Origin of the sequence: Nocardia sp. CA-119907 (genome assembly GCF_050955995.1) — a bacterium.
Lineage (GTDB): Bacteria > Actinomycetota > Actinomycetes > Mycobacteriales > Mycobacteriaceae > Nocardia.
The window spans coordinates 4,587,322-4,612,301 of sequence record NZ_CP192091.1; the positions used below are offsets into that span (position 1 = coordinate 4,587,322).

Consider the following 24,980-nt stretch of genomic DNA (forward strand, 5'->3'; position numbering starts at 1 on the left):
CTATTCGAGACTACTGAGCGATCGGACTCGGCGTGTCGGAGATGGTCCTGGGATCGGCAACGTAAATCCCTTGATGTCTAGACTCGGTTCGCTGCCAGGCCTGCATCGCGGCGGCCGCGGTGTGGTCCGTCGGCATGGTCGTGTCGAGAGTGATCGCGTCCGGCCATGCGGCGGTCGCCTCCGCCATGGCCATGGCGATATCGGGTGTTGCATCGGATTCGCTGGCCGCGCGCTGTCGGATCCGGTCGCTGGCCACCGTGGGTGGGCAGGCGCATCGCAGCTCGACCAGGTCGGTGTGTGTTTGTTGGGCGAGTGCGGCCGCGCGCTGTCGTTCGGTCGCATCGATCCAGCTGGCGTCGAGGATCACCGACACACCGGATCCCAGCAGGGTGTGGGCCTGGGTCAGCATCTCGGTGTAGACGCGCGCCTTGCCCGCCGGTGTGTAGACGCCCGCGCCGTAGGTGCCGATCGAACCCGTCAGCTCATGCTCGGCCAGCAACTGCTTGCGCACGTGGTCGCTGGCGATGACGACCGCACCGGTGGCCAGCGCAAGGTTGGCGGCGACCGTCGATTTCCCGGTACCGGGCAGACCGCCGACCAAGACCAGTCGCACCGCCGCCTGCTCGAGGTGGCCCACCGCGATCTGCACGTGTCGGTGAGCACGCTCGCGTGCGGCCGTGTCGCCCTGGCCGAAGCGAATGATGTCGACCTTCGCGCGGACCAGTGCGCGATAGGCGAGGTAGTGATCGCGCAGCGACACCGGTGCCGGGTCCGCGGTGGCGCGCAGATACTCCTCGAGCAGTCGATCACCCAGCTCGCGATGGCCGAGGAATTCGAAATCCATGGCCAGGAAGGCGATGTCGTCGAGGCAGTCGACGTAGCGCAGTCGATCGTCGAAGTCCAGACAATCCAGCACCCGAAAGCCGTCGGCGAGGTCGAAGATGTCCTCGGCGAGCAGGTCACCGTGCCCGTCGACGATGCGACCATCGTCGATCCTGTTCGCCAGCAACGGATTTCGGCCGTCGAGGTAGCGCATCGCGAGTTCATCGATCGGCGCCAGTCGTGCTGGTTCGACGACATCGGCCGATTGCCCGACGAGACTATCCAGCAGCAGGCGCCACCGGCCGCGCAGTTCCTCCGGTGTTCCGGCGCGATCGATCTCCGGACCGCGCCGAGCCGTCCGGTGGAACAGGGCCAGCACCCCGACCAGCGCGGACAGTTCCGGCCCGCGCACGATCGGGTCGGCCAGGATGTTGGACAACCGCCGCTCTTCTGGCATCCGCCGCATGACGACCACCGGTTCGTCAGGGCCGCCCGTCGGATCGGTAAGGTGCGCGACGCCGAGGTATACATCCGGTGCCAGGCGTCGATTCAGCTCGACTTCCCGGGCACAGGCGCGTTCGCGCAGCTCGGTCGTGCTGAAGTCCAGGAAGTCGGTGACGATCGGTTTCTTCGCTTTGTACGCCCGGTCCCCACACAGCACCACGACACCGGTGTGGGTCTCCCGCAACTGCGCGGCAGCGGCACTCATCGCCATGTTCCGTGCGCTTCGGCGTCGGCGAGCACCTGTCGCCCGTCGTGCTCGTCGGTGACATCGCGGTGCCGGCTCGAGGTCGAGCCGCGGAATTCGGCCGCCGGGCCCGCGGCATCGAGGAGATCGGCCACGACGACACCTGCGCCGGACTTGACGAGCGTATGCGCGATGGCCGCGCCGCTGCCGTGCGCGCCGCCGGTGCCGACGGCGCTGCGTTCGGGGAATTCGGGCATGGTGCCAACCTCCGTCTTTGCCGACGCATGTATCGCGTCTCGCCGGTGCACTCAGGATTTCGCAACGAGTGCGACCGTGTGATGGCCAAAGGTCATTGATGTGGCGGGACTTCCGGACCGTTGTGCGAATCCGGACGAAGCATCATCCGAAGTCCCGCAAGAAGAGGTCGTCCTGCTCTTACCGGGGCGACCATGGCGGTGGAACTGTGAGACGAGACGAAGGCCGACGAGGGGAAGGATGACGGCAATGGATCACGGACTGCCCGATGATCACACCGTGCGGGCAGCGCTCGAGCTCGCGATCCGGGCGCCGTCGGCACAGAACACCCAACCGTGGCGGTGGCGGATCGGAGACCGCGGCGTGCACCTGTATCTGGACCCGGCCCGGGCGCTCCCCTCGACCGACCCCGATCAACGCGATCTCGTCTTGAGTTGTGGTGCGGCGCTGCATCATCTGCGGGTCGCGTTCGCGGCGCTCGGCTGGTCGGCTGTGGTGCACCGGCTGCCGAATCCGGCGCAACCGAATCACCTGGCATCGATCGAACTGGTTCGGCATCGGCCGACTGCCCACGAAATCGAGCTGAGCGCCGCCATCGATCGCAGACGGACCGATCGCCGGAACTTCAGCTCATGGCCGGTGCCGCCGGGATACCTCGGGCTGGTCACCGAGCGCGCCGCGACCCTGGGGGCGGTCGTGCGGCAGGCGACCGATAGATCGCGGGACTGCTTGGTCGAAGCGATGCGGGCCGCGGCCGAGCGGCACGCGGGGGACCCGGGCTATTCACTCGAGCTGGCCGAGTGGAGTGGCAGGCACGATGGCGTGCGATGGTCCGACGAAGCGCATGAGCCCGACTGCGCCGAACTGCTCGTGCTGAGCACCTCGGCCGACGATCGGCTTTCGCGACTGTGCGCGGGCGAGGCGTTGAGCGCGGTGCTGCTGACCGCGACGAATATCGGGTTGGCCACCTGTCTGCTGACCGAACCGCTCGAGATCCCGGCGCTGCGGCACCAGGTCCGCGTCGGCGTCCTCGACGACTACGGCTATCCCCAGGCCGTGATCAGAATCGGCTGGGCGCCGACGAGTGCCGAGACGCTGCCCGTCACGCCGCGGCGGGCGGTCGAGGACGTATTGGATCCCTTCGACGCCACTGAGGTGGCAGCATGCTGAACGATCGGGCGGCCCACGACCACCGGATCACCTGATCGGGCCACTCGCGACCGGGGCTACTTCGTTTCCGGCAAGCGCTTTTCGACAAGGCCGAGGGCAGCTGCCAAGCGTTCGCGCGACTCTCGGGCCACTGCGCGCAGTTCGGGCTGCTCGGTGTGGTGCAGCACCTCGCCGCACAGCAGCGATACCGGGTCGACCGCCTCGACGAGTATGGTGTGGCCGTCGGCGCGCACCACCACATTGCAGGGCAACAGCAGACCGACCCGGGGATCGGCGGCCACCGCCCGCTGCGCGAGCACCGGGTTGCAGGCACCGAGAATCAGATAGTCGTCCATGCGCACGTCGAGTTTCGTCTGCAGCGTGGCGCGCACGTCTATCTCGGTCATGATTCCGAATCCCTGCTCGGCCAACGCCTTTCGAAGCTCCGAGACGGTATCGGCGAACAGTGCCGGCACCCGGATGGCGAGGGCGGCGGCGACGGGCCTGCGAATCTCGGTCACGAGGTCGCCGGATCGTACCGCCGCATCCGGTGCGATCAGATACACCTCGGTCGGCGGTCCAATCGGTTGATAGTTGGAGCGGCGGATCCAGTCGTCGAGCGCGCGGTAGACCTCGCCGATGCGGTGGTAGTCGCCGTGGTGTCTGATGCAGGCGAATAAGGTCGGTTCGAGATGGCGCAGGCTGATTTGTTCGGCGGTGTCATCGAGTGCGGCATCGGTCACCGGAAGGCCGAAGTCCACCTCCGTGGTCATACCTGGTCCGAGCATGCCCAGATACGTTGTCGAGGGGGCTCCGGTCGGAACGAGTCCGGTGCGCTCGGCCAGCTCGTAGAGTGCCCGCATGCCCGCGCGGACATCGTCGCCCGCTTGGTCGGCGCGCACGATGCGGCGCAGCTCGAGCATGGTGGTGGTGTTCGATTCGACGACCTCGACCCGGTACGACATTGCCGCCTCCGCCGATCTCAGGGCCGGGCCGCGCCGCGGCCGAGCTCAGTGCGGGCCACGCGATCGGCCCAGGCCCGCGCGCGTTCCAACTCGCCTGCGGCGAGCGGGCCGAGGGTGCCCTCGACACGAAAGTCCGCCGGCGCGTCCACTAGATCATATCCCAAGCGCCGCAACCGTTTTCCGGCACCTCGCGCGGCTGATCCGGGCAGCCAGGACGGTTTCGCGGTCTTGGTGCCGAAGGCCGCGGCCCGCGAGCCCGGCAGCACCGGCAGCGCCGCGTCCAGCCATTCCCGCATACCGATGTCGACCGCGACCGGCGCCTCGGTCCGGGCTGCCGCGTCACGGCGGGTTCGGGTCCGGCTCATCCCGAAAGCATGTGTGGGAGCGCCGACCACCAGTAGATCCACCGTCGGCGCGGGGCGCTGGGCGGCGGTCGCCACATCCAGCACCTCGACCTCGCCATATTCGCCCAATCCCGCTGCGATGGCCTTGGCGATGGCTGCGGTATTGCCGAACATCGATTCGTAGACGACCCGGGCCCGCATCACGCTCTCCTCTGCCCACTACCCCCCCAGAACTCTTTGCCCCGACGCTACGTCCGCGCAAGGCCCGCGCATAGTGCCCAACCGACGCACGCCGAGGGACTTTCGGCCATCCTCCCGCGCAGACCCGCCGTGCTGGCGCCTATTCCCTGGTCTGGCTGCGGCCGTGTCGGCCGCGACCGGCCCGTCCAACTGTTGGTTCCGACCTTGCCGACAGTGATCGTGGCTACCAGGCGGATGCGAAGTGGGCGCTCAGACGGCGCTGATCTCCAGAACCTCGTCGAGCGGGCGCCGTGGGGTCGGGGTGGGGTCGGTGTCTTCGGGTGCGGTGCCGATACGGACCACGACCTGGGGTAGGTCCGGGTGGGGGATCAGGTCGGTGATCACCGATCGGCTGGTGGCGAGTTCGGTGATGTGGGTCAGTGCGCAGGTGGCCAGGCCGCGTGCGGTGCATTCGAGCAGCACCTCCGAGAGCGCCTCGCCGGTATGCAGCCATTGCGCGGGCGTCTCACCAAGGGTGCTGAGCACCACCAGCCGGGCCCTGTCCTCGAGATGGTCGCGGCGGACCGAATACGGCGCGGACGGGAAGGGGCGCCCGACATCGACCCTGGCCGCCTCGGCATCCGAGACCAGCGCGGCCACCGGCACGCCCTCCCTAACGTTCGAATGCCCTGTCCACCAGTGTAATTCGGTTTGATACGGCATATCGTAGCGGCGCAGCGCGGTGGCGTGCTCGGTGGCCGCGGCCAGCCGCGGCCGGTTGCTCTCGGCGATCTCGTCGACCGAAACATGATGTGGCCGGGCCAGTTCGCGGACCGCGGCGAGCACGTCGGGCCAGCCGGTCGGTGCCAGCATCGGCAACCGGTCGGTGCGGCGCCGGCGGATGGCGCGGATCCGGGCGGCGGTCGTATTCAGGGCGCCCGGCCACGGCCGGAATTCGAGGGTGGCCAAGTGCCCGGGCACATTTGGATCGGGGAATCGGGTGACCTCGGCGAACCAGCCCATCGATATGAAGGCCAGGCGCGCGTGGTCGAGCACGGCACCGCAGCTGATCACCAGTTGTCTGCCGAGCGGGTCGGCCGAGCGCAACTGCCGGTCGGTGTCGGTGTGCAACCGCAGTCGCACGCCGTCGAACACCCAGCGCCATGGCTGGGTGTTGTGCACCGATGGGGCCCGAGAGGCGATCATCAGCGCCATTCGCACGGCCGCCAGATCGGGTGTGCTCGCACGATCGCTTGCGTTCATGCTTCGAGTGTCGACTCCGACAGCAGCGGTCGCGACGGGCATTGCGCACCGGATTCAGGGTCCATTGTCACCATCGGCGCGCGTCGGCCCACCGCTGCGTCCCAGGTGATTCTCACGGCCGCGAGATGAGGGCATTCGGTCCTGGGTTGCCGAGGACCTTCGCCCCTGGGCGGCACCGGGCCGCGATGGTGGCATGGGGATCCGATGCCCACGGACTCATCGAGAAGGAAAGGTAGGCAACACCAATTGACGCGTGAGCTGACCCAACGCGAAATACTCGCCGAACTGGAGCCGATGGCCGAGGACTGCGTGCACCGCCACCTATCGATGACCAAGGATTGGCATCCCCACGACTACGTGCCATGGGAGGAAGGGCGCAACTTCGCCACTCTCGGCGGAATGGATTGGGAGGCCGAACAATCCAGGCTGAGCGAGGTCGCGAAGGCCGCGATGATCACGAATCTGCTCACCGAGGACAATCTGCCCTCCTATCACCGCGAGATCGCCGAGAACTTCTCCCGCGACGGCGCATGGGGCACCTGGGTCGGCCGGTGGACCGCCGAGGAAATGCGCCACAGCACCGTGATTCGCGACTACCTGGTGGTGACCCGCGGCGTCGATCCGGTCGCGCTGGAACAGGCCAGAATGGCGCATATGACCAACGGCTTCTCGTCGGGGGTCGGCGAGGCCGAAGTCGACAGCGGTGCCGGATTCCTGCATTCGGTCGCCTACGTGAGCTTTCAGGAGTTGGCCACCCGGGTCGCCCACCGCAACACCGCCCGAGTCTGTGCAGACGCGATCGCCGACAAGATGCTGCAGCGCATCGCCGCCGACGAGAACCTGCACATGATCTTCTATCGCACCATGTGTGGCGCGGCACTGGATCTGGTGCCGGATCAGGCGATCGAGGCCATTGCCAATATCGTTGAGAACTTCCGGATGCCCGGCGCCGGAATGCCGAACTTCCGCCGCAATGGCGTGCTCATGGCCAAACACGGTGTCTACGACCTGCGCCAGCACCTCGAAGAGGTACTGCAGCCGGTATTGCGGCAGTGGAATCTGTTCGGCCGCACCGACTTCAGCGCACGCGGTGAACAGATCCGAGAGCGGCTCGCCGCGTTCCTGGAGGATATGGCGCAGGTAAAGATCCCGCGCTTCGAGGAACAGCGCGACCGAGCGTTGGCCCGCGAACGTGCCCGTGCCTGATCGATAATCCGCCCGGGACCCGCTGACCTCTCAGCGGGTTCCGGCGTGAACTACCGGGTATCGCTTTCGCTGGGCGACGCATATTGCATTGTGAGGATGTCGGTGAGCGGACGACGCGGCGTCGGCGCGGCCTCCGGTTCATCGTTGGGTGCGGTGCCGACGCGAATCACGACCTGGGGACTGCCGCAGCGTCGTCCCATCCGGCTCTGGCAGCGTCTGCTCACTCAGCTGCGGGATCCGCTGATCATTGTGCTGCAGGGTGCCGCGGTGCTGACGGCGGTGACCGGAGACTGGACCGATATGGCGGTGATCGTGCTGGTCATCGTGGTGAATACCGCTGTGGGCGGCGGACAGGAGGTGCGCGCGGATCGCGCGATCTCCGCGCTGTCGCAGCTCACCGCCCCGCTGGCGGTGGTGGTCCGGGACTGGGTCCAGCGGCAGGTGCCGGCCGCCGAGGTAGTCGTCCGGTGACCTGCTGGTCCTCGCGGAAGGGGATATCGTCCCGGCCGATGCGACGCTGACCGAGGCCGCGGCGCTGACGGTAGACGAGTCCACGCTGACAGTCTCACGCGGGGGCAACCCGTGGAGCTGATGGTGGTGAGCGAGCTCAGTCTGGCCGTGGCCGCGGTCCCCGAATCGCTGCCCGCCGTGGTGACACTCAGCCTTCTCGGTGCTCGTCGCACGGCCGAGCGCAATGCCTTGGTCCGCAAGCTCCCGGCGGTCGAGACGCTGGGATCGGTGACCGTACTGGCCACCGCGGGCGATCGCTACCGAACTCGGCATCATCGCCAGGGGCGACCGGGTGATCGACTGCCGTCGATTCGTCGCCAGCCTGTCCCTGCTCGGCTACGCCGCCGCACGCCTGGACCGGATACTCCATCCCAGCCGAGCCGTACTCACCGAACCCGACACGCCGGGGACCACCGGATGACCGCAACAGCTTCATCCGGTCGGAGGTCGGCGAAACGGACTTCGTGACATTCCTTTTCGGAATGCGGGCGATCTGGGTGGCAGCGGGCCGTCACACCACGTATCCGCTCGGCGTCGACCGAACGACGGCGATGATGTGTGCCGACGATGGTCGGTCACAGACCCGACGGGTACGTCTCTGGCGTGGTGCCCGCGATCCACTCGCTGGTCGGCTCCAACGGTTCCAGCGCGGTGGTGCGGTCGATGTGGACGAGCGCGTCGAACTGGTCGGCGGGGCGGGTGTGGAAGTAATGACTCTGGCGCTCGGTACCCGGCCGGTACACCACACCGATCGCGCGCTGCAAGCGGGGCTGGCGCAGCAGTTCTCCGGCTTCGCCGGGAAGGTCCGTGCGGAGCAGGAATTCCGAGTTACCGGTGTCGTGCAGCAGCTCCTCCAGACTCGAAGGCAATGCGGTACACACGGTTTCGCGGCGGGCAGGCCCACCCCAGTCCTCGGCCGCGGTCACCGTGCCCGAGCAGGTGCTGAAGCCGATGAGACGGCAGGTCTGGCCGTGGCGTTCCCGCACCAGCTGGCCGAGGGTGAGTTGGCCCTCGCCGCCCATTTCGGTGGCGCGGGCATCGCCGACGTGAGAGTTGTGCGCCCACACCACGATTCGAGCCGGGGCGCGTGCTCCGGAACGGCTCAGATGGTTGGCGAGCGCGTCGAGGGTGTCGGCCATGTGCCGGTCGCGCAGATTCCACGAGGACACCCGGTCACCGAACATGGCCCGGTAGTAGGCCTCGGCATCGCGCACCGACCAGGCATTGCGCAGTGCGTCGAACAGTTCGTCGGCGGTGACGGGTTCCAGCTCGCCACGGGCGATCGCGAGACGCTGCAACTCCAGCAATTGCCGGATCACCTGGGCCTCACAGGATTTGCCCGCACCGAAGGCGGCGGCGAAACCGTAGGTCTGGGCGTCGTCGCCCGCGACGTGATCGAAGCAGGCGTAGCGTGTCTTGGCGCGCTGCGCGGCCGTGGGATCGACCCGGTCGAGATAGTTCACGACTTCCTGCGTCGAGCGGTGCAGGCTATAGAGGTCCAGACCGTAGAACCCGGTCTGAGGCTGGTCGCCGCGCCGCCGCTCGGCATTGTGTGCGCGCAGCCAGCTGACGAATTCGCCGACCTCGGTATTGCGCCACATCCAGGCCGGGAAGCGCTCGAATCCGCGCAGCGCCTCCTCAGCGGTGCCGTCGGTGCCGCGCCCGTGCACGTACCGGTTCACCCGGTACGCATCGGGCCAGTCCGCCTCGGCCGCGACGGCGGTAAAGCCCTTCTCCTCGATCAGCCACCGTGTGATCGCGGCGCGAGCCCGGTAGAACTCCTTTGTGCCGTGCGAACTCTCACCGATCAACACCAACCGCGCGTCGCCGATCAGATCCTCGAGCACGTGTGCGGGTGGTATGCCCTCGGGCGCGTCGATGGCCGCCGCCCCGATGGTCGCCGCGGCGTTGATGCGCGGGACGGCAGTGCCGGTGGTCGAGATGCTCAGCAGGGTGCGCACCTGCTCGTCGGTGACCTGGGTGAAGTCCCAGAACCATTCACCGACCGCGCGGAACGGTATCGGCATTGTCGCGCAGACCATTTCGTCGACCGATGCGCCCAGTTCTCGGCAGGTCGACTCCGGTGCGGCGGGGACGGCGACCACGATCCGCTTCGGTTCGCCCTCGCGGATCGCCTCGATGGCGGCGAACATGCTTGCGCCGGTGGCCAATCCGTCGTCGACCAGGATCACCGTGCGTCCGGTCACCTCGATCGGGCCACGGTCGGCGCGGTAGGCAGCCTCCCGCCGGACCATCTCCTCGGCTTCGTCGCGGGCGATGCTGCGCACTTGATCGGCGGTCAGCCGCAGCGCGCGCACCATATCGTCGTTGAGCACAATGCGCCCACCAGAGGACAGTGCGCCGATTGCGAACTCCGGATGTCCTGGCGCACCCAGCTTACGCACGACCAAGGCGTCCATCGGTGCGCCGAGTGCCGCGGCGACCTCCCAGGCGACCGGAACCCCGCCGCGTGGCAGTCCGAGCACGAGGACATCCGGATCGCCGCGATAGTGCTCCAGCAGTCCGGCCAGCACCCGGCCCGCCTCGTGCCGGTCTCGGAAGATCGGTCGAGATGTATCGTGCCGGACCTGCGTATCGCTCATCGCGGGCCTCCCATCGCCCGGCCCTTTCACAGGCCGAATCATCTTGTCAGAGTGTGGTGTTCGGTGGTCGATACCGTTCGGGTCGGTGGACGGGCAGGCCGAGGGCGCTGCGTTGGACGGCCAGCGTCAGATCCGTGGCGGTGACCACGCCGATGAGTCGGCCGTGCTGATCGATCACCGTGATGATGTCGAGGTCCGGTCGCAGCACCACCTGCGACGCCACGGTGGCGAGTGGTTCGTCGCCGACGACCCGGGCCGTCGGCGGCAGCGGGCGGGCGACTCGGCGCACAGCCGTGCTCGCGCGCGCCGTGGCGGGCAGTGCCGCGAGATCGGACCAGGCGAGTTCGCCGATCGGCCGACCCTCCTGGTCGATCACCGGGAACACACGGTGATCGGTATGCACGATCTGGGAACGCAGCAGGTCGGCGACGGACCAGTCGGCGGGAACCGACAGCGGATGTTCGGTCATGACATCGCGAATCCGGCTATCGCCCAGCCGATGTCGCAGTCCGGCGGCGGCTAGTTCGCCATTCGCGGCCGAGTACAGGAACCAGCCGAGCAGCATCAGCCACAACCCGCCACCGTCGCCGACGAGGAGCAGCTCGGCGCCGCCGAGGAGCAGCAGACCGAGCCCGAGGAGCCGACCGCTGCGCGCGGCAATGGTGGCGGCGCGCAATCGATCTCCGGTGTGCCCCCAGACGAGCGCACGCAGCACCCGACCACCGTCCAGCGGCGCGCCGGGCAGCAGATTGAAGATGGCCAGAATGACATTCGTCGCGCCGAGCCACCCGAGCATCGCGGGCATCGGCCCGCTGACCACCGCGCCGACCACCTCGGCAACACCGAGAAACCCGCCGCCGAGCACGAAGCTGGTGAGCGGTCCGGCCAATGCGATCCGCAGATCCGAGCGCGGATCCTTCGGTTCGTCACCGAGTTCGGATACACCGCCCAGCAGCCACAGCACGACCACTTCGACGCGGGTGCCGCGACGGCGGGCGGTGATCGAATGGGCCAGCTCATGACCGAGCAGGGAGGCGAACAGACCGACCGCGCCGGTCGCGGCGATCAGCCAGACCGACACCGAGTTCCCATAGGTATCGGTGAGCGAGCGACCCAGGAGATAGGTGAACAGGCCGAGGGTGACCAGCGCCGACCAATGCGCGCCGACCCGAATGCCCGCGACCCGCCCCAGCGGGATGGTCGCACGCAGCATGTCAGCGCTCCCGCGTGTCGGTGCCGACCAGACCTTCGGCGAGCAGAATGCGGTGTGCCTGCTGGGCCGCCTGGGTCGACCGATTCCTATCGGGGGTGTCCGCGGGCAGTCGCTCGAGGCCGCGCGCCAGCACGGCGACGGCGTCGCCGAGCGCCCGCACCCGATCCTCGAGCTCGACGACCGGACCGGCCGCGCGTGGCTCGGCGGCCGGTTGCCATTCGATCAGTGACTCGTCGACCGCGGTCCGCGTACCGCACAGCACGCCGTAGAGGTGCATCGGCAGCACCGCGAACATCCGGTTCAACTGGCCGGGGGAGAACAGCTCCGACAACGCCGCCGTGACCGCACCCGCGACGGGCCCGACCTCCTCCGCACCGATACCGGCTTCGCGGGCGAATTGCCTGGTGAATTCCCCGACCCCGTGCCGGACCGGCACATGGCTTGGCACCCAGCCCTCGTAATAGGCCCCGCGCAGGACCTCGGGCAGTTGCGCGGCCAGATGCGCCGAGCTGGTGACACTGATGCGGTCGCGCACGGTGTGCAGCCAGGCACGCAGCGCCCGGTAGGCGAAGGCCCGGTCGTCGGTGTCGAGACTGTCGGCGACAATGCGCAGCCAGTCGTGCGCGGTCTGCACCGCGGGCCCGAGCGGATCGTCATGATGCGGCATGGTCGGCCTCCTGGGTACTTCCGGGTGTTATGGGCCCCAGCCTGCGCTGCGCGCGGCCACCGACCTAGGGCCGAAGGGTGCCCTCGGGTGAGCCGATGGTCCTGCCTTTGGATCAGCGGACCCGATGGCGGCGGTGCGGCGGCGGCGGAGGGTCGAAAGTCCGATACGTGGCGGACGTTTCGCACCAGGTCCAGGTCGTAGCCTCTGACGCGCGGCGCTCGGCACCGCGACGATGGTGATACGACGGATACGGACCCGGTCGACACATCGGCTGGCTACCGATCGACAGGCCGCGAGCCGGACAGGCGCGGGCCGATCTCATCGACTACGACCGAACGTGTCGCGGGTTCACGCCTGGTGGCCGGATCGGCGCGCGACTGGCCGAATGAGTCTGTATTCCGTGGTACGACAGCATCTTTACGACCGACATACGAGTACCGGGCAGGTGGTGTGGTGGAGCAGATCCCGGCTGGTCGATCCGAACATCAGCGCCGTCGCGGTCGGGTGGCCGTGGCTGCCGACGGCGAGCAGTTGCACCTCCTGCGCTATCTCCTTCAGCACCGTGCGGGCCAGGCCGGGAACGGGCATTTCGATGACCTCGACATCCGGATACTCGGTGCGCCAGCCCGCCAATGCCTCGGCCAGCACAGTTCGCTCCGTCTCGCCCCGGTCGAGATGGTGGCCCACCGGTTCGATGCGTGAGGGCCAGCAGTGTACGGCGGTCAGTGGTACTCCGAGCGCCGCGGCGATCTCGAAACCGTGGGCCAGGGCCGGGATGCTGAGCTCGGTCCCGTCGACGCCGACCGCCACCGGCTTACCGCGCGGGATGGGCCTGCCATTCCCGCCTCGCCACACCCCGACCGGGCAGTGTGCGTGCTCGGCGACGTGCACTGTGGTCGACCCGATCAGCCGCTCCCCGTAGGCGGTCCGTGCGCCGACGACGACGATGCGGGCATGTGCGCTCAATGCCACCAGCGCTTCGGCTGGCGGGCCTTGCGGACCTATCGCGTCGACGGTCAGATCAGGATCGCAGGTGCGCACGAGCTGGCAGGTGCGCTCGAGTGTCGCGCGGACGGCATCGGACAAGTGTGGCGAATGGATACGGTCGGCCAACTGGTGTGCGGGAGTGACCGCATGCGGCAGTGCACAGGCGATCAGCAGCGGCGTGTGCAGCGCACCGGCCAGATAGGCGGCCCAGCGCGCCGCGTTCAGCGCCGTCGGCGAATGGTCCACGCCGACAACGATCATGTTGCGGTCGGCTCTGGTACTCATCGCTCGCACTCCTTGCCGAGGTCGCGCCACAACGGCTATGTCCGCCACTTCACCTTCGTCGCCCGGCGGCCCGCACGGTAGGGGCATCGGAGCCCGATGGCGGAGTCTTCGGTCTGTTCACCGGCCCATATCCCCGGATATCACATCGGGCCGCCCATCATGGGGCAACCGCCCATCAGGCTGCACATCCACTGACACAACATCTGCATCGGGTTCATATCGTCGATTCCTTTACGAGGGCATTGGGAGCTGGACGCCGATGCCGCTACACGGAGTGGGTGACCATGACGGGGCAAAGGGCGTGCTGTACCAGGAAGCTGGAGGTGGAGCCGAGTAGCAGGCCGGTGAAACCACCTCGGCCGCGGCTGCCGACCACGATCAGCTGCGCGGATTTCGACCACTCCGTCAGCCGATCCACCGGGCTGGTCCGGTACACCTTGCGGGTGACGTGGACGTCGGGATACTTCTCTGTCCATCCGGCGAGTCGTTCGGCGAGCACCGCGTCCTCGGCGATTTCCAGGCCGTGCCAATCGATATGGGAACCGGCCTGTCCGGCGAATTCGCCGAAATGCCATTCGCTCCAGGAATGTAGGGCGATCAGCTTGGTCTCGCGGTCGGACGCTTCGGCGAACGCGGCCGCGATGGCGGACTCGCTGACGAGGCTGCCATCGATACCGACGACGACGGGTCCGTCGTGGCGGATCTGTCGTTCGGCATCGGTCGGACGGACCACGACGACACTGCCGTGCCCGTGGCTGGTGACCGCGAGAAGCGTGGAGCCCAGATGGGCGAAAATGCCCGCACTGCCGGTGGCGCCGAGTGCGACCAGGTACGCGGACTTCGACAGATCTATCAGCAGCCGGGCGGGGTTCGCGTCGGATACCTCGGTAGCGACCTCGACCTCGGGTGCGACGTCGTGGGCCAGCCCGTATGCGGCGGTAACGATCTTCACCCCGCGGGCACGGACGGTTTCGACCACGGAGGTGGGGATCACGTGGTAGCCGCCGAGCAGCGATTGGGTGGCGAGGAGATCGAGGCCGTGCACGATGAGCAGTCGGCGGCCGCGCTGCGCCGCGACCTCGGCGGCCCAGCGGACCGCGAGGTGGCTTCCGTCGGACCCGTCGACGCCGACGACAACCGGTGCAGAGGCCAGCTGGTGTGGGTTATCGCGCTGCGGTGCATTCATGGCGAAGCCCTTCGATCTGCGCTGAGCCGGATATCCGAACGGTACGAATTCCCGACGGATCCAACTGCTGGCGATGGTCCCCGATCCGTAGGCCGAAGGACGCTATTGCCAAGGGGACACCGGACTGGTGAGCGGAGGCTCGGCAAACCGCTGGCGGTGTCAGTGTTCGGTGAATGGATGCAGGATGCCGACATTCTCCGGTGGCGGTGGCGGAATGTGGGTGTCATCGGTGTCGGCGACCAACTCGTTGCGCACCTCGACCACGCCGTCCACCGCCGTGCTGAGGGCGGTGATGACCTCGATCATGCTCCACCGTTCCACCTTTCCGCGCAGTGTGGCGACGCCGCCGGATACCTCGACGGTGACATCGGTCGGTGGCACCCACATCGCCCGATTGAGTACCTCGGCGCGGATCTCGGCGGCCAGCTCGGAGTCGGGGCGCAGGTAGACCGACAGCAGGTCCTTGCGACTGACGATGCCGCGCAATCTGCCATCAGCGTCTACCACCGGTACGCGCTTGATGTGGTTGCGGGCGAGGATCGCGGCGGCGGCGCTGACTCGCGTGCCGGGCTCCACCGTGATCACCGGGGCGCTCATGAAGTCGGCGGCGGTCCGAGCGGTGACGCCGCGGCCGAAGAATTTGCGCCGCAACAGGCGCCATGTCGATGCCTGGGCAGCAACCCCGGCACTGGCCTGCTTGCCGAGCAGGTCGGCTTCGGTGACGATGCCGACCACCGAACCGTTCGCGCCGACCACCGGGGCGCCGCTGACACGGCGTTCGGCGAGGGTACGGACCACCTGCGGGAGCGGTGCATCGACCGGAACGGTGACCACGTCGCGGGCCATGACATCGGCAACTCGTTGATGTCTCATGATCTGTCCTCCCTACGATCGTGCCGCTCGGGCTGAGTATGCGCCCCGCGTGATCGGCGCGGCAGGGCCGAAGTCGGACATTTGCCAGGACCTTCGGCACCTGGTGAATTTCGGCCGTCCAGCACCTCTATCCAACGCTGCCGAGCGCGGTCGAAGCCTTCCGGGCGGAGTGTGATCGGGTCGGAGGACCCTAACGGTGTATGACTTTCGTCTCTGCCCACGGGCCGGACCGAGCGGGATGCTCGAAGTTGTAGTAGCAGCCGTCGACAGAGGTGTCCCAGATGTCCGCCGCCATCCCGATCCACGACTCGTGGACCCGCCTCATCCGGCTGTGGTTGTTGCCGCTGCGGAGCCCGCGCGCGCCGATTCGCCTATTGAGTCGAAATGCATCACTGCTGCGGATCGTCGTGTTGCTCGCTGTGGTCGTCGCCGTGCCGATAGCGGGGGCGATCGGCTCCGCCGTCTACTCCTCGGAGGCCGCCCGCATTCAGACTGAGCAGGCGACGAAATTCGTGGTCAGCGCGACGGTCACGACCCCGCCGGTATGGACTCCGGCACGTCGTTTCGAGGCGACGGTGCAATGGTACGAGAACGGCCGGCAAGGTATCGCGATCGTGCGGGTGCCCCGCAGTGCGGCCCTCGGCAAGGACGTGCCGATATGGCTCGGCCCCGACGGCGCTCCGACCTCGGCTCCACCGCGCCTGGCCGAGGCAGCACTGGCCGGTCTCGGCGCGAGCCTGGCGGCACTGGCCGGTCTCTGGTTGAGCGCATGGCTGCTGCTGCTCGCCGGGGGCTGGCTGGCGCCGCGGCAACAGAGCACCGGATGGGTCCGACAGTGGCGCAATCTCGGTCGCCCGATTGCCGAGGAATGCCCGTGACAGGCGATTCCGCCCCACATATGACAGCACTGGATAAGCCGATCCTCGCGGCCGTCGACGGGTCGGCGAGTTCATATCAGGCCGCGGCGTGGGCAGCCGTCGAAGCCGCGCTGCACCATAGGCGGCTGCATATCCTCACCTCGGTAGCGATTCCCACCGGCTACGGGCCGGGTGTGCTGCTGACCGAGGACGATACCGAGTGGCTGCGTCGAGGCGGCGAGCGCATAGTTACCGAAGCCACCCGTGTGGCGCGCACCGCCGCGCCGGGCGAAGACCTTGCCATCACCACCGAAGTGACGTTCGAGCTGGTTCCGATGACGCTGATCGAGCGCTCCGCACACGCCGGGATGTTGGTGGTCGGTAGCCGGGGTCTCGGCGCGTTCCAGCGTGGACTGCTCGGCTCGGTCAGTACCGCCGTGACCCATCACGCGCACTGCCCGGCCGCGGTGATCCACGGGATATCGGCGATCGATGCGGTATCGGCGACCCAGCCGGTGCTGGTCGGCGTCGATGGCAGCGCCAATAGCGTGCCCGCGGTCGAAATCGCCTTCGAGGAGGCCTCCCGCCGCAAGGTCGACCTCATCGCCCTGCACGCCTGGAGCGACACCAGCGGAACGGACCTGCCCGCCGCGGGGTGGGATGCCGCCCACGATGTCGCCGAGGCCCTGCTCTCGGAGAGCCTCGCAGGTTTCGGCGAACGCTATCCGGACGTGGCGGTGCACCGGATCACCGTGGCCGACAGGCCCGCTCGCGCACTGCTCGACCAATCGGGGAACGCCCAACTGGTTATCGTCGGCAGTCACGGCCGCGGCGGTTTCTCGAGCATGCTGCTCGGGTCGACCAGCAATACCCTCCTGCATTCGGTCGAGGTCCCGATGATCGTCGTTCGCTCACGCTGATCGCGCCCTTGTAGCAGGTTCCGCGCTCGATCGTGTGCGGCATCGCTGGTTCTGCTGGGCACTCCGACCTTCGTAGCGCTCAGTCTGCGATTCCGCGTTCCGAACGGATCAAGCCTCGGCGACGCTCGGGAGGTTCGGCGCGCAAACCGCCTCGACGAACTCGCCGACTGTCGCCTCCGACAGGTGTCGTGCCAGATCGGCCTCGGTGATGATGCCGGCAAGCAGGCCGTGCTCGGTCACCGGGAGCCGCCGGATCCGGAATCGTTCCATGAGTGCCACCACATCATCGATATCGGTCTCGATTTCGACCGTGTGCAACTCGTCGGCACCCTGCGCCATTTCACCTGCGGTAGTTGTTTTCGGATTCGCGCCGACACCGACAACCTTGACGATGATGTCGCGGTCGGTCACGATGCCGACGGGACACCCCTCACCGTTGCATATCGGCAGCGCACCGACGTCATACCGGAGCATGCGCTGTGCGGCGGTGTCCATGGTGTCGCGCACGCCGATGCATTCCACATCGGACCGCATGATGTCTTGGGCGGTAGTCACGATGGGCCTCCTTGTGGCTAGTTTCCGGCTCTCCGCTCATCGTTCGATGGTGACGTTACGACGAACAGGGCCGAAGGTCACCGTATGGCCGGGCTATCTCCGGGCCACCTAGAATTGTGGCCGAAAAGGCAGGTCGCATGTTAGATAACGGCAATTGGCTCGCCCGAATCACTGAGACCACCGCGCCCGGCTCGGTGGTGCTGATCCGCCTGTATGTCGGCGCGGTCTTTCTCTTCGAGGGCATTCTGAAGTTTCTGCGGCCCGATGCGCTCGGCACCGGCCGGTTCGACAAGCTCGATATCCCGGCGGCGGGGTTCGTTGCCCCACTCGACGGGATATTCGAAATCGGCTGCGGTGCGCTGATTCTGGTTGGTCTGCTCACACGCTTGGCGGCGATCCCGATGATCGTGGATATGGTCGGCGCACTGCTGATCACCAAATTGCCCATCCTCTGGGGTGAGGCAGCATTGTTCACCGACAAGTCGGGGTGGTGGGACTTCGTGCACGAATCTCGCGTCGACCTGGCCCAATTGTGCGGCAGCTTGTTCTTGCTCATCGTGGGGGCGGGTGCCTACTCGGCCGATGCCGCGCTGGTCCGGGAAACCGGAGGCCGTCGATAAGCGCCACCTGCGGCCTCTGGGCCATTGGTACCGGCAGGACGGTGCGATCGGCCCTGCCAAGGCCGTGCTCCACATGACTTCCGGCTCTTGATCGGGCCGATGAATCGACCCAGGCTTGAGCTGTGGAAGCAGGCGAGCAGGCCGCGGGATTGATCGACGCGCGCCGATATGACGCGGTGATCTTCGATATGGATGGGGTGGTCACGGACAGCGCATCGATGCACGCCGCCGCATGGACCGAACTGTTCGACGCCTTCCTGGCGTCCCGCGCCGCCGAGCCCGGGCAAGATCACTCACCCTTCACCGCCACGGACTACCAGCGCTTCGTCGACGGCAAGCCGAGATACAGCGGTGTCGCGGATTTCCTTGCCGCACGTGGTATTTCACTGCCCTGGGGGGATCCGTCCGATCCCGAGGGCGCCGCCACGGTCTGCGGCCTCGGCAACCGGAAGGATCATCTGTTCCGGGATCGGGTGGCCCGCAGCGGCGTTCCGGTCTTCGAGTCCACCGTCGCATTGGTACGTGAACTGCGCGATGCGGGGATCGCTACCGCGGTCTTCTCGGCCAGCCGCAACTGTGCCCAGGTGCTGAATGCGGCCGGGATCGGGGACCTGTTCGCGGTACGTGTCGACGGGATGGTCGCCGAAGACTTGCGGCTGCCGGGAAAACCCGATCCGGCCATGTTGGTCGAGGCGGCTCGGCGGCTCGGCGCGAATCCCGGCCGCACGGTCGTCGTCGAGGATGCCGAGGCCGGGGTGACGGCCGGGCGGCGGGGCGGTTTCGCACTGGTGATCGGCATCGACCGAACCGGGCACGCCGGCCAACTGCGTTCACACGGGGCCGATGTCGTGGTCGCCGATCTGGCCGAGGTGCGGGTGCGGGCCGGGTTCCGGCACATGTCGGAGATTCCCGGTGCGCTGGAATCCTGGCCTCGGATATCGGCCCTACTCGATACCGTCGACGTGGCGGTACTGATGGACTTCGATGGAACACTCGCCCACATCGTGCCCGATCCGGACGCCGCCGCACTCGTCGACGGCGCGGCGGCCGCGATCACCGAACTCGCCGGTGTCTGCCCGGTCGCGATCATCAGCGGTCGCGATCTCACAGACCTGCGCAAACGGGTAGGGCTGGACGGGATTTGGTACGCGGGCAGCCACGGCTTCGAATTGCTCGATCCCGACGGCGGCCACCACGTGCACGACGAGGCACCGGCCGCCGAGCACGCCATCGCCGCTGCCGCAGACCAGCTCACCCACCGAATGGCCGATACTCCCGGAATTCTGGTGGAGCACAAGCGATTCGCCGTCGCGGTGCATTACCGCAATGCCGCGCCGGAGGTTGTGGCCCGCGTAATCGGCGCCGTACACGCGGTCGCGCAACAGTCCGGGCTCCGCATCTGCAACGGCCGCAAGGTGACCGAGCTGCGCCCCGATACGGACTGGGACAAAGGCCGGGCGCTGGACTGGATCCTGGATCAGCTTCCTCGCCCAGAGCTGCCGATCTATCTCGGCGACGATCTGACCGACGAGGACGCCTTCGACGCGGTCGCGGCACACGGGATCGGAATCGTGGTGCGCCACAGCGAGGATGGCGATCGGCGCACGGCCGCACGGTTCGCGGTGGACGGACCGAGCCGGGTCAGACAGCTCCTCGACCGGCTTGCCGGGACCTTGCATCGGGAATCCGACGCGGACGCGGCCGATGCCTGGACACTGGCCTTCGACGGTTACGACCCGCAGACGGAGAAACTCCGCGAAGCACTGTGCACCGTCGGCAACGGCTACTTCGCCACGCGTGGCGCGGCGCCGGAAGCACGGGCAGGGGAGCACCACTATCCCGGGACTTACGCAGCCGGTATCTACAACCGGCTCACCGACGAGATCGCCGGGCATACCGTTGCCAACGAGAGTCTGGTCAACCTGCCGAACTGGCTGCCGGTGTCCTTCCGGATCGAGGACGGCGGGTGGTTCGATGTCGACACCGCCGAATTGCTGTCCTACCGGCAGGAACTGGACCTGCGCCGCGCGCTGCTCACCCGCCGGTTGCGGTTCCGCGATGCTGCGGGCCGGATCACCGCGGTCGAGCAGCGACGGCTGGTCGCTATCCACCGACCGCATGTCTGTGCCCTGCGGACTACCGTCGCCGCCGAGAACTGGTCGGGACGCCTGGTGGTCCGTTCGGCGATCGACGGGGCTGTGCGAAATTCGTTGGTGGAGCGCTATCGGGGACTGTCCGGCGACCATCTCACCGGAGTCCGGGGGACGAAACTGTCCGCGGATTCGGTATTGCTGACGGTGCGGACCAGCCAATCCGGAATTCCGGTGGCGCTCGCCGCGCGCAGCAGGATCCTGCGGAACGGGGAAGTCATCGTCGGTGCCGGAGAATTCGTCGAACAAGACGGAGCGATCGGACACGATTTCACCGTCGAGGTGGCCGCCGGGGCGGTGGTCACCGTGGAGAAGATGGTCACTGTCTGCACCGGGCGTGATCACGCGATCTCGACTCCGGAGGAGGAGGTCGTGCGCTGGCTCGGTGTCGAAGGCGGATTCGAGCAACTCCTCGAAGGCCATGTCGCGGCCTGGGAACGCCTGTGGGACCGGCTGTCCATCGAACTCGATGACCGCAAGAACGCGGCGCGTGTCCTGCGCGTGCATCTGCTGCATCTGCTACAGACGCTCTCGCCCAATACCGCCGACCTCGACGTGGGTGTCCCGGCGCGCGGACTGCACGGTGAGGCGTATCGCGGCCACGTGTTCTGGGATGAACTGTTCGTCTGCCCGGTACTGAACCTGCGATTTCCCGATCTGACCCGATCATTGCTCCGGTATCGCTACCGGCGGTTGCCCGAGGCGCGCCGCACCGCGCACGAAAACGGCCACGCCGGAGCGATGTTCCCGTGGCAGTCCGGCAGCGATGGGCGCGAGGAAAGTCAGCAGTTGCATCTGAATCCACGATCCGGGCGTTGGAATCCCGATCCGAGCCAGCGGGCGAATCACATCGGAATCGCGATCGCCCACAACGTGTGGCAGTACTACCAGGTGACCGGCGACCGCGAGTTCCTCCGCGAATGCGGCACCGAAATGCTGGTGGAGATCGCCCGGTTCTGGGCCGGTATCGCCACCTACGACACCACCCGGGACCGCTACCGCATCTGTGGGGTGATCGGTCCGGACGAGTTTCATTCCGGTTATCCGGCAAGGCCTTTCGACGGCATCGACGACAATGCCTATACCAACATCATGGCGGTGTGGGTATTGGGCCGGGCGCTCGACGCCCTGGACCTGCTCGCGCCGCGCGAACGCACCGAGTTGCTGGAAACCCTCGGTGTGGAGCCATCGGAACCGCCGCATTGGGCCGATGTCGGCCGCCGCATGTACGTGCCGTTCCACGATGGCGTCATCAGCCAGTTCGAGGGCTACGACCAACTGGCCGAACTGGATTGGGCGCGCTACCGGCAACGGTACGGCGACATACAACGACTGGACCGAATACTCGAGGCAGAGGGCGACGACATCAATCGCTACCGGGCCGCCAAACAGGCCGACGTACTGATGCTGTTCTATCTGCTGTCCGCCGACGAATTGCGGGAACTGCTCGGAGAACTCGGCTACGAACTACCCGGGGAAATGATCCCCCGCACCATCGACTACTACCTCGCCCGGACCTCGCATGGTTCGACGCTGAGCAGCGTCGTCCACTCTTGGGTGCTGGCCCGCGCCAACCGGGACCGCGCCATGGAATTCTTCGACAGCGTCCTCGAGTCCGATATCGGTGACATCCAGGGCGGCACCACTGCGGAGGGTATCCACCTCGGCGCGATGGCAGGCAGCATCGATCTGCTGCAACGCTGTTTCACCGGACTCGAAACCCGTGGCGAACGTTTGATATTCGCACCGCACTGGCCGCCATCGCTCGGTGCGCTGACGTTCCCGATCACCTACCGCGGGCACCGACTCCGCATCCGGGTCAGCGGTGGCGACATCGAGGTCCGGTCAGAGCCGGGAAACCTGCCACCGATCGAAATCGAATGCCACGGGCAGATCGAACAGCTGGTCCCCGGCTGGACCTTCCGGGCTCGGGCCTAGCGCATCGCCCCGGACCGGCCGGATATTCCGCCCCGGCCCAGCGGCGGCATCACGCTCGTCCGCGACCGGATGTACTGGACCGCACCCGGGGTTTCGGCGGTCTCTAGCCCGCACTCGGCAACCGGGCCGACAATGAACGTGTGACATCCGTGGATGGATGGAGGTGCGCCATGGGGGTCATCGAGGCGTCCGGATTGACGAAGCGCTACGGCCGGACGCTGGCGCTGGATCGGCTCGATCTCGACATCCCCCGCGGTGAGATCTACGGCTTCCTCGGTCCGAACGGGGCGGGCAAGACCACGACGATCCGGGTGCTGCTCGGCCTGCACCGGGCGTCCGCGGGCTCGGTGCGGATCGCGGGCCGCGATGCCTGGTCGGATCCGGTCGCGGCACACCGGCACTGTGCGTATGTGGCCTCCGAGCCCACCTTGTGGCCCGCGCTCACCGGCGCCGAAACGCTGGACTATCTGGCGAATCTGCGGGGTGGATGCGATCGTGCCTACCGTGACGTGCTGATGAAGCGGTTCGATTTCGACGCCGAGAAGAAGGTTCGTGCCCTGTCCAAGGGCAATCGGCAGAAGGTGCAGCTGGTGGCGGCCTTCGCCACGCGCGCGGACATCCTGATCCTCGACGAACCGACCTCCGGGCTGGATCCGCTGATGGAGGCGGCGTTCCGGGAGACAGTTGCCCAAGCAAAGGCACGCGAGCAGACGATCTTTCTGTCCTCCCATGTGCTCAGCGAAGTGGAGGCGGTCTGCGATCGGGTCGGCATCCTGCGCGCGGGTCGGCTCATCGACGAGGGCACCATGGCGCAACTGCGGCATCTGTCGGCCCGCAGTGTCGAGGTGAGCTTCGCCGAATCCGATATCGATATCGAACCGTTACGGCACCTCGCTGGCGTGGAGGTCGCCGACCACGCCGATCATCATCTGGCATTGCAGGTACGCGGTGATATGGGACCGTTGCTCGCGGCACTGGCCACCATGCCGGTGGTGACCCTCGACAGCCGGGAACCGAGCCTGGAAGAGATCTTCCTCATCCACTATCACGACGGGGCCACCGACTCCGGCCGGATCGAATCCGAGGCGCAGCGATGAACGAGGCTGTGCGCGGCGGTGCGGTCATCGTCCGCGCCAGACTGCGCGCCAACCGGATGTCGCTGCTCGCGATGACGGTGCTGACGGCGGTGATGTGCACAGCGCAGCTGCAGGCATTCGTCTCGGTATTCCCGGAAAAGGCCACGCGCACAGCGATACTCGGGCCGTTCGTCAACAACACCGCCCTGCGGGTCCTGTACGGCTACCCCTATGACATCGCCGATCCGGCTGGCTGGGTCGCGTGGCGCAATATGACCTTCGCCGGAATCATCATGGCGGTGTGGGCCGCGATCATCACCACCGGGGCATTGCGTGGCGAGGAGGATGCCGGCCGGGGCGAGTTGGTGCTCAGCGGCCTGCAGCCGCGGCGGCGGTGGTTCGCCGCGGTGCTGGCCGCCACCGCGCTGCAGGCCGTGGTGATCGGCGCGGTGAGTGTGTCCGCATTGGCGGCCGATGGCGTGTCACAGCATTTGGTCACCTTTGCCAACTGCGTGGAACTCGGTCTCCAGCTGGTACTTCCGGCGTTGCTGTTCGCGGCGATCGCGGCGCTGACCAGTCAGCTGGCGGGCACTGTCCGGGCGGCCCGACTGCTGTCCGCGGGAATTCTGGTGGTCGCCTTCATCCTGCGCGCACCGGCCGATATCGGCTCCGGAATTCCGTGGCTGCGCTGGGTGACGCCGCTGGGCTGGTTCGAGCTGTTGCGCCCGCCCGCCGCGCCGTCGCCGCTGGTACTCGCCGTTATCGCGGTGGGAATCGTGGTGCCGGTGGTGGTTTCGCTGCCGCTACTGGCGATGCGGGATGTCGGAAGTGGTGTGCTGCCGGTGCGCGACAGCAGACCGGCCCGGCGGGCGCTATTGGGTGCGTCATGGCAGGCCGCACTGCGCGATGAGGCGGCGCATCTGGCTTTCTGGCTGGTCGGCACGGCAGCCTACGCATTGCTGATGGGCGCCATGGTGAAGACCGCACTCGACTTCGTGCGCCGCACACCGGTATATGCCCAGTTCTTCGGCGACAAGATCGCCGTCGACGGCTTCATCGCCGCGTTCTATTCCCTCATCCAACTGATCGCAGCGCTGCTCGCAGTGACATTGCTGGTCGCCGCGCGCGGCGAAGAAGCATCGGGACGGCTGGAGATCGTGCTGGCGATGCCGCGCTCACGGATCGGCTGGCTGTGCGGGCGGGCACTGCTGGCCGTCGGTCTCGCGATGGCGGTGTGCGTGATCGCCGCGCTGGCGATCTGGGCCGGTGCGGCGGCAACCGGCGTCCGAGTCGGGCTCGGTTCACTGTTCGCCGCGGCGGCCAACAGCCTGCCGCTCATCGTGGTCACGGTCGGTGTCACCGCGGCGGTGCTCGGCATGGCGCCGCGCGCGGTCGCCTTCGTCTACGCGCTGGTGGCGACCGTCTTCCTGTGGGACGCACTGGGCAGCGCTCTGCGGGCGCCGAACTGGTCGCTGCAGCTGAGCCCGTTCCACGCGCTGGCCAGAGTGCCGATGCAGGACTTCGCACTCGCGCCCGCGCTGTGGATCACCGCGATCGGGCTGGCATGCTTCGGCGCCGCAGTGGTCGCCTTCCGCCGACGCGATCTCGCGATGGGATGAATGCGGCGGGCCGTGACACCTTGGGGGCCAACGTCACCGTCCCCGGTTA

General features: G+C 67.4%; 23 protein-coding genes. 11 read left to right on the top strand and 12 right to left on the bottom strand.

Annotated features, from left to right (window positions below; genetic code table 11):
* Positions 1–10 precede the first annotated feature (10 nt).
* Together ACQP2D_RS20240 and ACQP2D_RS20245 are read right to left on the bottom strand one after the other, a co-directional pair.
* Complete coding sequence (locus ACQP2D_RS20240; RefSeq protein ID WP_433685272.1) at positions 11–1,531, bottom strand: AAA family ATPase; 1,521 nt, start codon at positions 1,529–1,531, stop codon at positions 11–13.
* Entirely contained in the window at positions 1,528–1,767 is a 240-nt protein-coding gene (locus tag ACQP2D_RS20245; RefSeq protein ID WP_433685273.1) for a hypothetical protein, read from the bottom strand. The genes ACQP2D_RS20240 and ACQP2D_RS20245 overlap by 4 nt, the downstream gene beginning before the upstream one ends.
* A 247-nt stretch (positions 1,768–2,014) precedes the next feature.
* Between ACQP2D_RS20245 and ACQP2D_RS20250 the strand changes: the two genes are divergently transcribed.
* Positions 2,015–2,935: an Acg family FMN-binding oxidoreductase gene (locus ACQP2D_RS20250; RefSeq protein WP_433685274.1), complete on the top strand. Its 921-nt coding sequence runs from the start codon at positions 2,015–2,017 to the stop codon at positions 2,933–2,935.
* Positions 2,936–2,991: 56 nt separating this feature from the next.
* Here ACQP2D_RS20250 and ACQP2D_RS20255 read toward each other — a convergent pair whose 3' ends face one another.
* The 3 genes from ACQP2D_RS20255 to ACQP2D_RS20265 all read right to left on the bottom strand — a co-directional run bounded on the left by ACQP2D_RS20255 (position 2,992) and on the right by ACQP2D_RS20265 (position 5,666).
* Positions 2,992–3,879: a DUF302 domain-containing protein gene (locus tag ACQP2D_RS20255; RefSeq protein ID WP_433685275.1), complete on the bottom strand. Its 888-nt coding sequence runs from the start codon at positions 3,877–3,879 to the stop codon at positions 2,992–2,994.
* Between the two features lie 17 nt (positions 3,880–3,896).
* Entirely contained in the window at positions 3,897–4,424 is a 528-nt protein-coding gene (locus tag ACQP2D_RS20260; protein ID WP_433685276.1) for a flavodoxin family protein, read from the bottom strand.
* Between the two features lie 249 nt (positions 4,425–4,673).
* Positions 4,674–5,666 carry an Acg family FMN-binding oxidoreductase gene (locus ACQP2D_RS20265; RefSeq protein WP_433685277.1) on the bottom strand — a complete coding sequence of 331 codons (993 nt, stop codon included), beginning with the start codon at positions 5,664–5,666 and terminating at the stop codon, positions 4,674–4,676.
* 246 nt (positions 5,667–5,912) lie between these two features.
* Between ACQP2D_RS20265 and ACQP2D_RS20270 the strand changes: the two genes are divergently transcribed.
* The 4 genes from ACQP2D_RS20270 to ACQP2D_RS20285 all read left to right on the top strand — a co-directional run bounded on the left by ACQP2D_RS20270 (position 5,913) and on the right by ACQP2D_RS20285 (position 7,803).
* The gene (locus ACQP2D_RS20270) at positions 5,913–6,872 is read left to right on the top strand and encodes an acyl-ACP desaturase (RefSeq protein ID WP_433685278.1); all 960 of its coding nucleotides are present in this window, start codon (positions 5,913–5,915) and stop codon (positions 6,870–6,872) included.
* A gap of 102 nt (positions 6,873–6,974) precedes the next feature.
* The gene (locus tag ACQP2D_RS20275) at positions 6,975–7,343 is read left to right on the top strand and encodes a cation-transporting P-type ATPase (protein WP_433685279.1); all 369 of its coding nucleotides are present in this window, start codon (positions 6,975–6,977) and stop codon (positions 7,341–7,343) included.
* 25 nt (positions 7,344–7,368) lie between these two features.
* Positions 7,369–7,464 (top strand): hypothetical protein, encoded by a 96-nt coding sequence (locus ACQP2D_RS20280; protein ID WP_433685713.1) that lies wholly within the window; start codon positions 7,369–7,371, stop codon positions 7,462–7,464.
* A 210-nt stretch (positions 7,465–7,674) separates the two neighbouring features.
* Positions 7,675–7,803 (top strand): hypothetical protein, encoded by a 129-nt coding sequence (locus ACQP2D_RS20285; protein WP_433685280.1) that lies wholly within the window; start codon positions 7,675–7,677, stop codon positions 7,801–7,803.
* Between the two features lie 154 nt (positions 7,804–7,957).
* Here the strand turns inward: ACQP2D_RS20285 and ACQP2D_RS20290 are convergent, their stop codons facing one another.
* The 6 genes from ACQP2D_RS20290 to ACQP2D_RS20315 all read right to left on the bottom strand — a co-directional run bounded on the left by ACQP2D_RS20290 (position 7,958) and on the right by ACQP2D_RS20315 (position 15,196).
* Positions 7,958–9,985 carry an erythromycin esterase family protein gene (locus ACQP2D_RS20290; protein WP_433685281.1) on the bottom strand — a complete coding sequence of 676 codons (2,028 nt, stop codon included), beginning with the start codon at positions 9,983–9,985 and terminating at the stop codon, positions 7,958–7,960.
* Between the two features lie 46 nt (positions 9,986–10,031).
* Complete coding sequence (locus ACQP2D_RS20295; protein WP_433685282.1) at positions 10,032–11,198, bottom strand: site-2 protease family protein; 1,167 nt, start codon at positions 11,196–11,198, stop codon at positions 10,032–10,034.
* A 1-nt stretch (position 11,199) separates the two neighbouring features.
* Positions 11,200–11,865 (bottom strand): DUF2267 domain-containing protein, encoded by a 666-nt coding sequence (locus ACQP2D_RS20300; RefSeq protein ID WP_433685284.1) that lies wholly within the window; start codon positions 11,863–11,865, stop codon positions 11,200–11,202.
* Between the two features lie 417 nt (positions 11,866–12,282).
* Complete coding sequence (locus tag ACQP2D_RS20305) at positions 12,283–13,137, bottom strand: universal stress protein (RefSeq protein WP_433685285.1); 855 nt, start codon at positions 13,135–13,137, stop codon at positions 12,283–12,285.
* A 265-nt stretch (positions 13,138–13,402) separates the two neighbouring features.
* Complete coding sequence (locus ACQP2D_RS20310) at positions 13,403–14,323, bottom strand: universal stress protein (protein WP_433685286.1); 921 nt, start codon at positions 14,321–14,323, stop codon at positions 13,403–13,405.
* 159 nt (positions 14,324–14,482) lie between these two features.
* On the bottom strand, positions 14,483–15,196 hold the full coding sequence (locus ACQP2D_RS20315; RefSeq protein WP_433685287.1) for a CBS domain-containing protein: 714 nt from the start codon (positions 15,194–15,196) through the stop codon (positions 14,483–14,485).
* Positions 15,197–15,477: 281 nt separating this feature from the next.
* On the opposite strand from ACQP2D_RS20315, the gene ACQP2D_RS20320 reads away from it, so the two are divergent.
* Positions 15,478–16,074, top strand: coding sequence for a hypothetical protein (locus ACQP2D_RS20320; protein ID WP_433685288.1), 597 nt, complete (start codon positions 15,478–15,480; stop codon positions 16,072–16,074).
* Entirely contained in the window at positions 16,071–16,973 is a 903-nt protein-coding gene (locus ACQP2D_RS20325; RefSeq protein ID WP_433685290.1) for a universal stress protein, read from the top strand. Before ACQP2D_RS20320 ends, ACQP2D_RS20325 begins: the two co-directional genes overlap by 4 nt.
* A gap of 108 nt (positions 16,974–17,081) precedes the next feature.
* Here ACQP2D_RS20325 and ACQP2D_RS20330 read toward each other — a convergent pair whose 3' ends face one another.
* The gene (locus tag ACQP2D_RS20330; RefSeq protein WP_433685291.1) at positions 17,082–17,528 is read right to left on the bottom strand and encodes a CBS domain-containing protein; all 447 of its coding nucleotides are present in this window, start codon (positions 17,526–17,528) and stop codon (positions 17,082–17,084) included.
* A gap of 137 nt (positions 17,529–17,665) precedes the next feature.
* On the opposite strand from ACQP2D_RS20330, the gene ACQP2D_RS20335 reads away from it, so the two are divergent.
* The 4 genes from ACQP2D_RS20335 (at position 17,666) to ACQP2D_RS20350 (ending at position 24,931) form a co-directional block, all read left to right on the top strand.
* Positions 17,666–18,148, top strand: a complete 483-nt coding sequence (locus ACQP2D_RS20335; protein WP_433685293.1) for a DoxX family protein — start codon at positions 17,666–17,668, stop codon at positions 18,146–18,148.
* Positions 18,149–18,336: 188 nt separating this feature from the next.
* Entirely contained in the window at positions 18,337–22,236 is a 3,900-nt protein-coding gene (otsB, locus tag ACQP2D_RS20340) for a trehalose-phosphatase (RefSeq protein WP_433685714.1), read from the top strand.
* Between the two features lie 170 nt (positions 22,237–22,406).
* Positions 22,407–23,333 (top strand): ATP-binding cassette domain-containing protein, encoded by a 927-nt coding sequence (locus ACQP2D_RS20345; protein ID WP_433685295.1) that lies wholly within the window; start codon positions 22,407–22,409, stop codon positions 23,331–23,333.
* Positions 23,330–24,931 carry a hypothetical protein gene (locus ACQP2D_RS20350; protein ID WP_433685296.1) on the top strand — a complete coding sequence of 534 codons (1,602 nt, stop codon included), beginning with the start codon at positions 23,330–23,332 and terminating at the stop codon, positions 24,929–24,931. Before ACQP2D_RS20345 ends, ACQP2D_RS20350 begins: the two co-directional genes overlap by 4 nt.
* Positions 24,932–24,980: the final 49 nt, after the last annotated feature.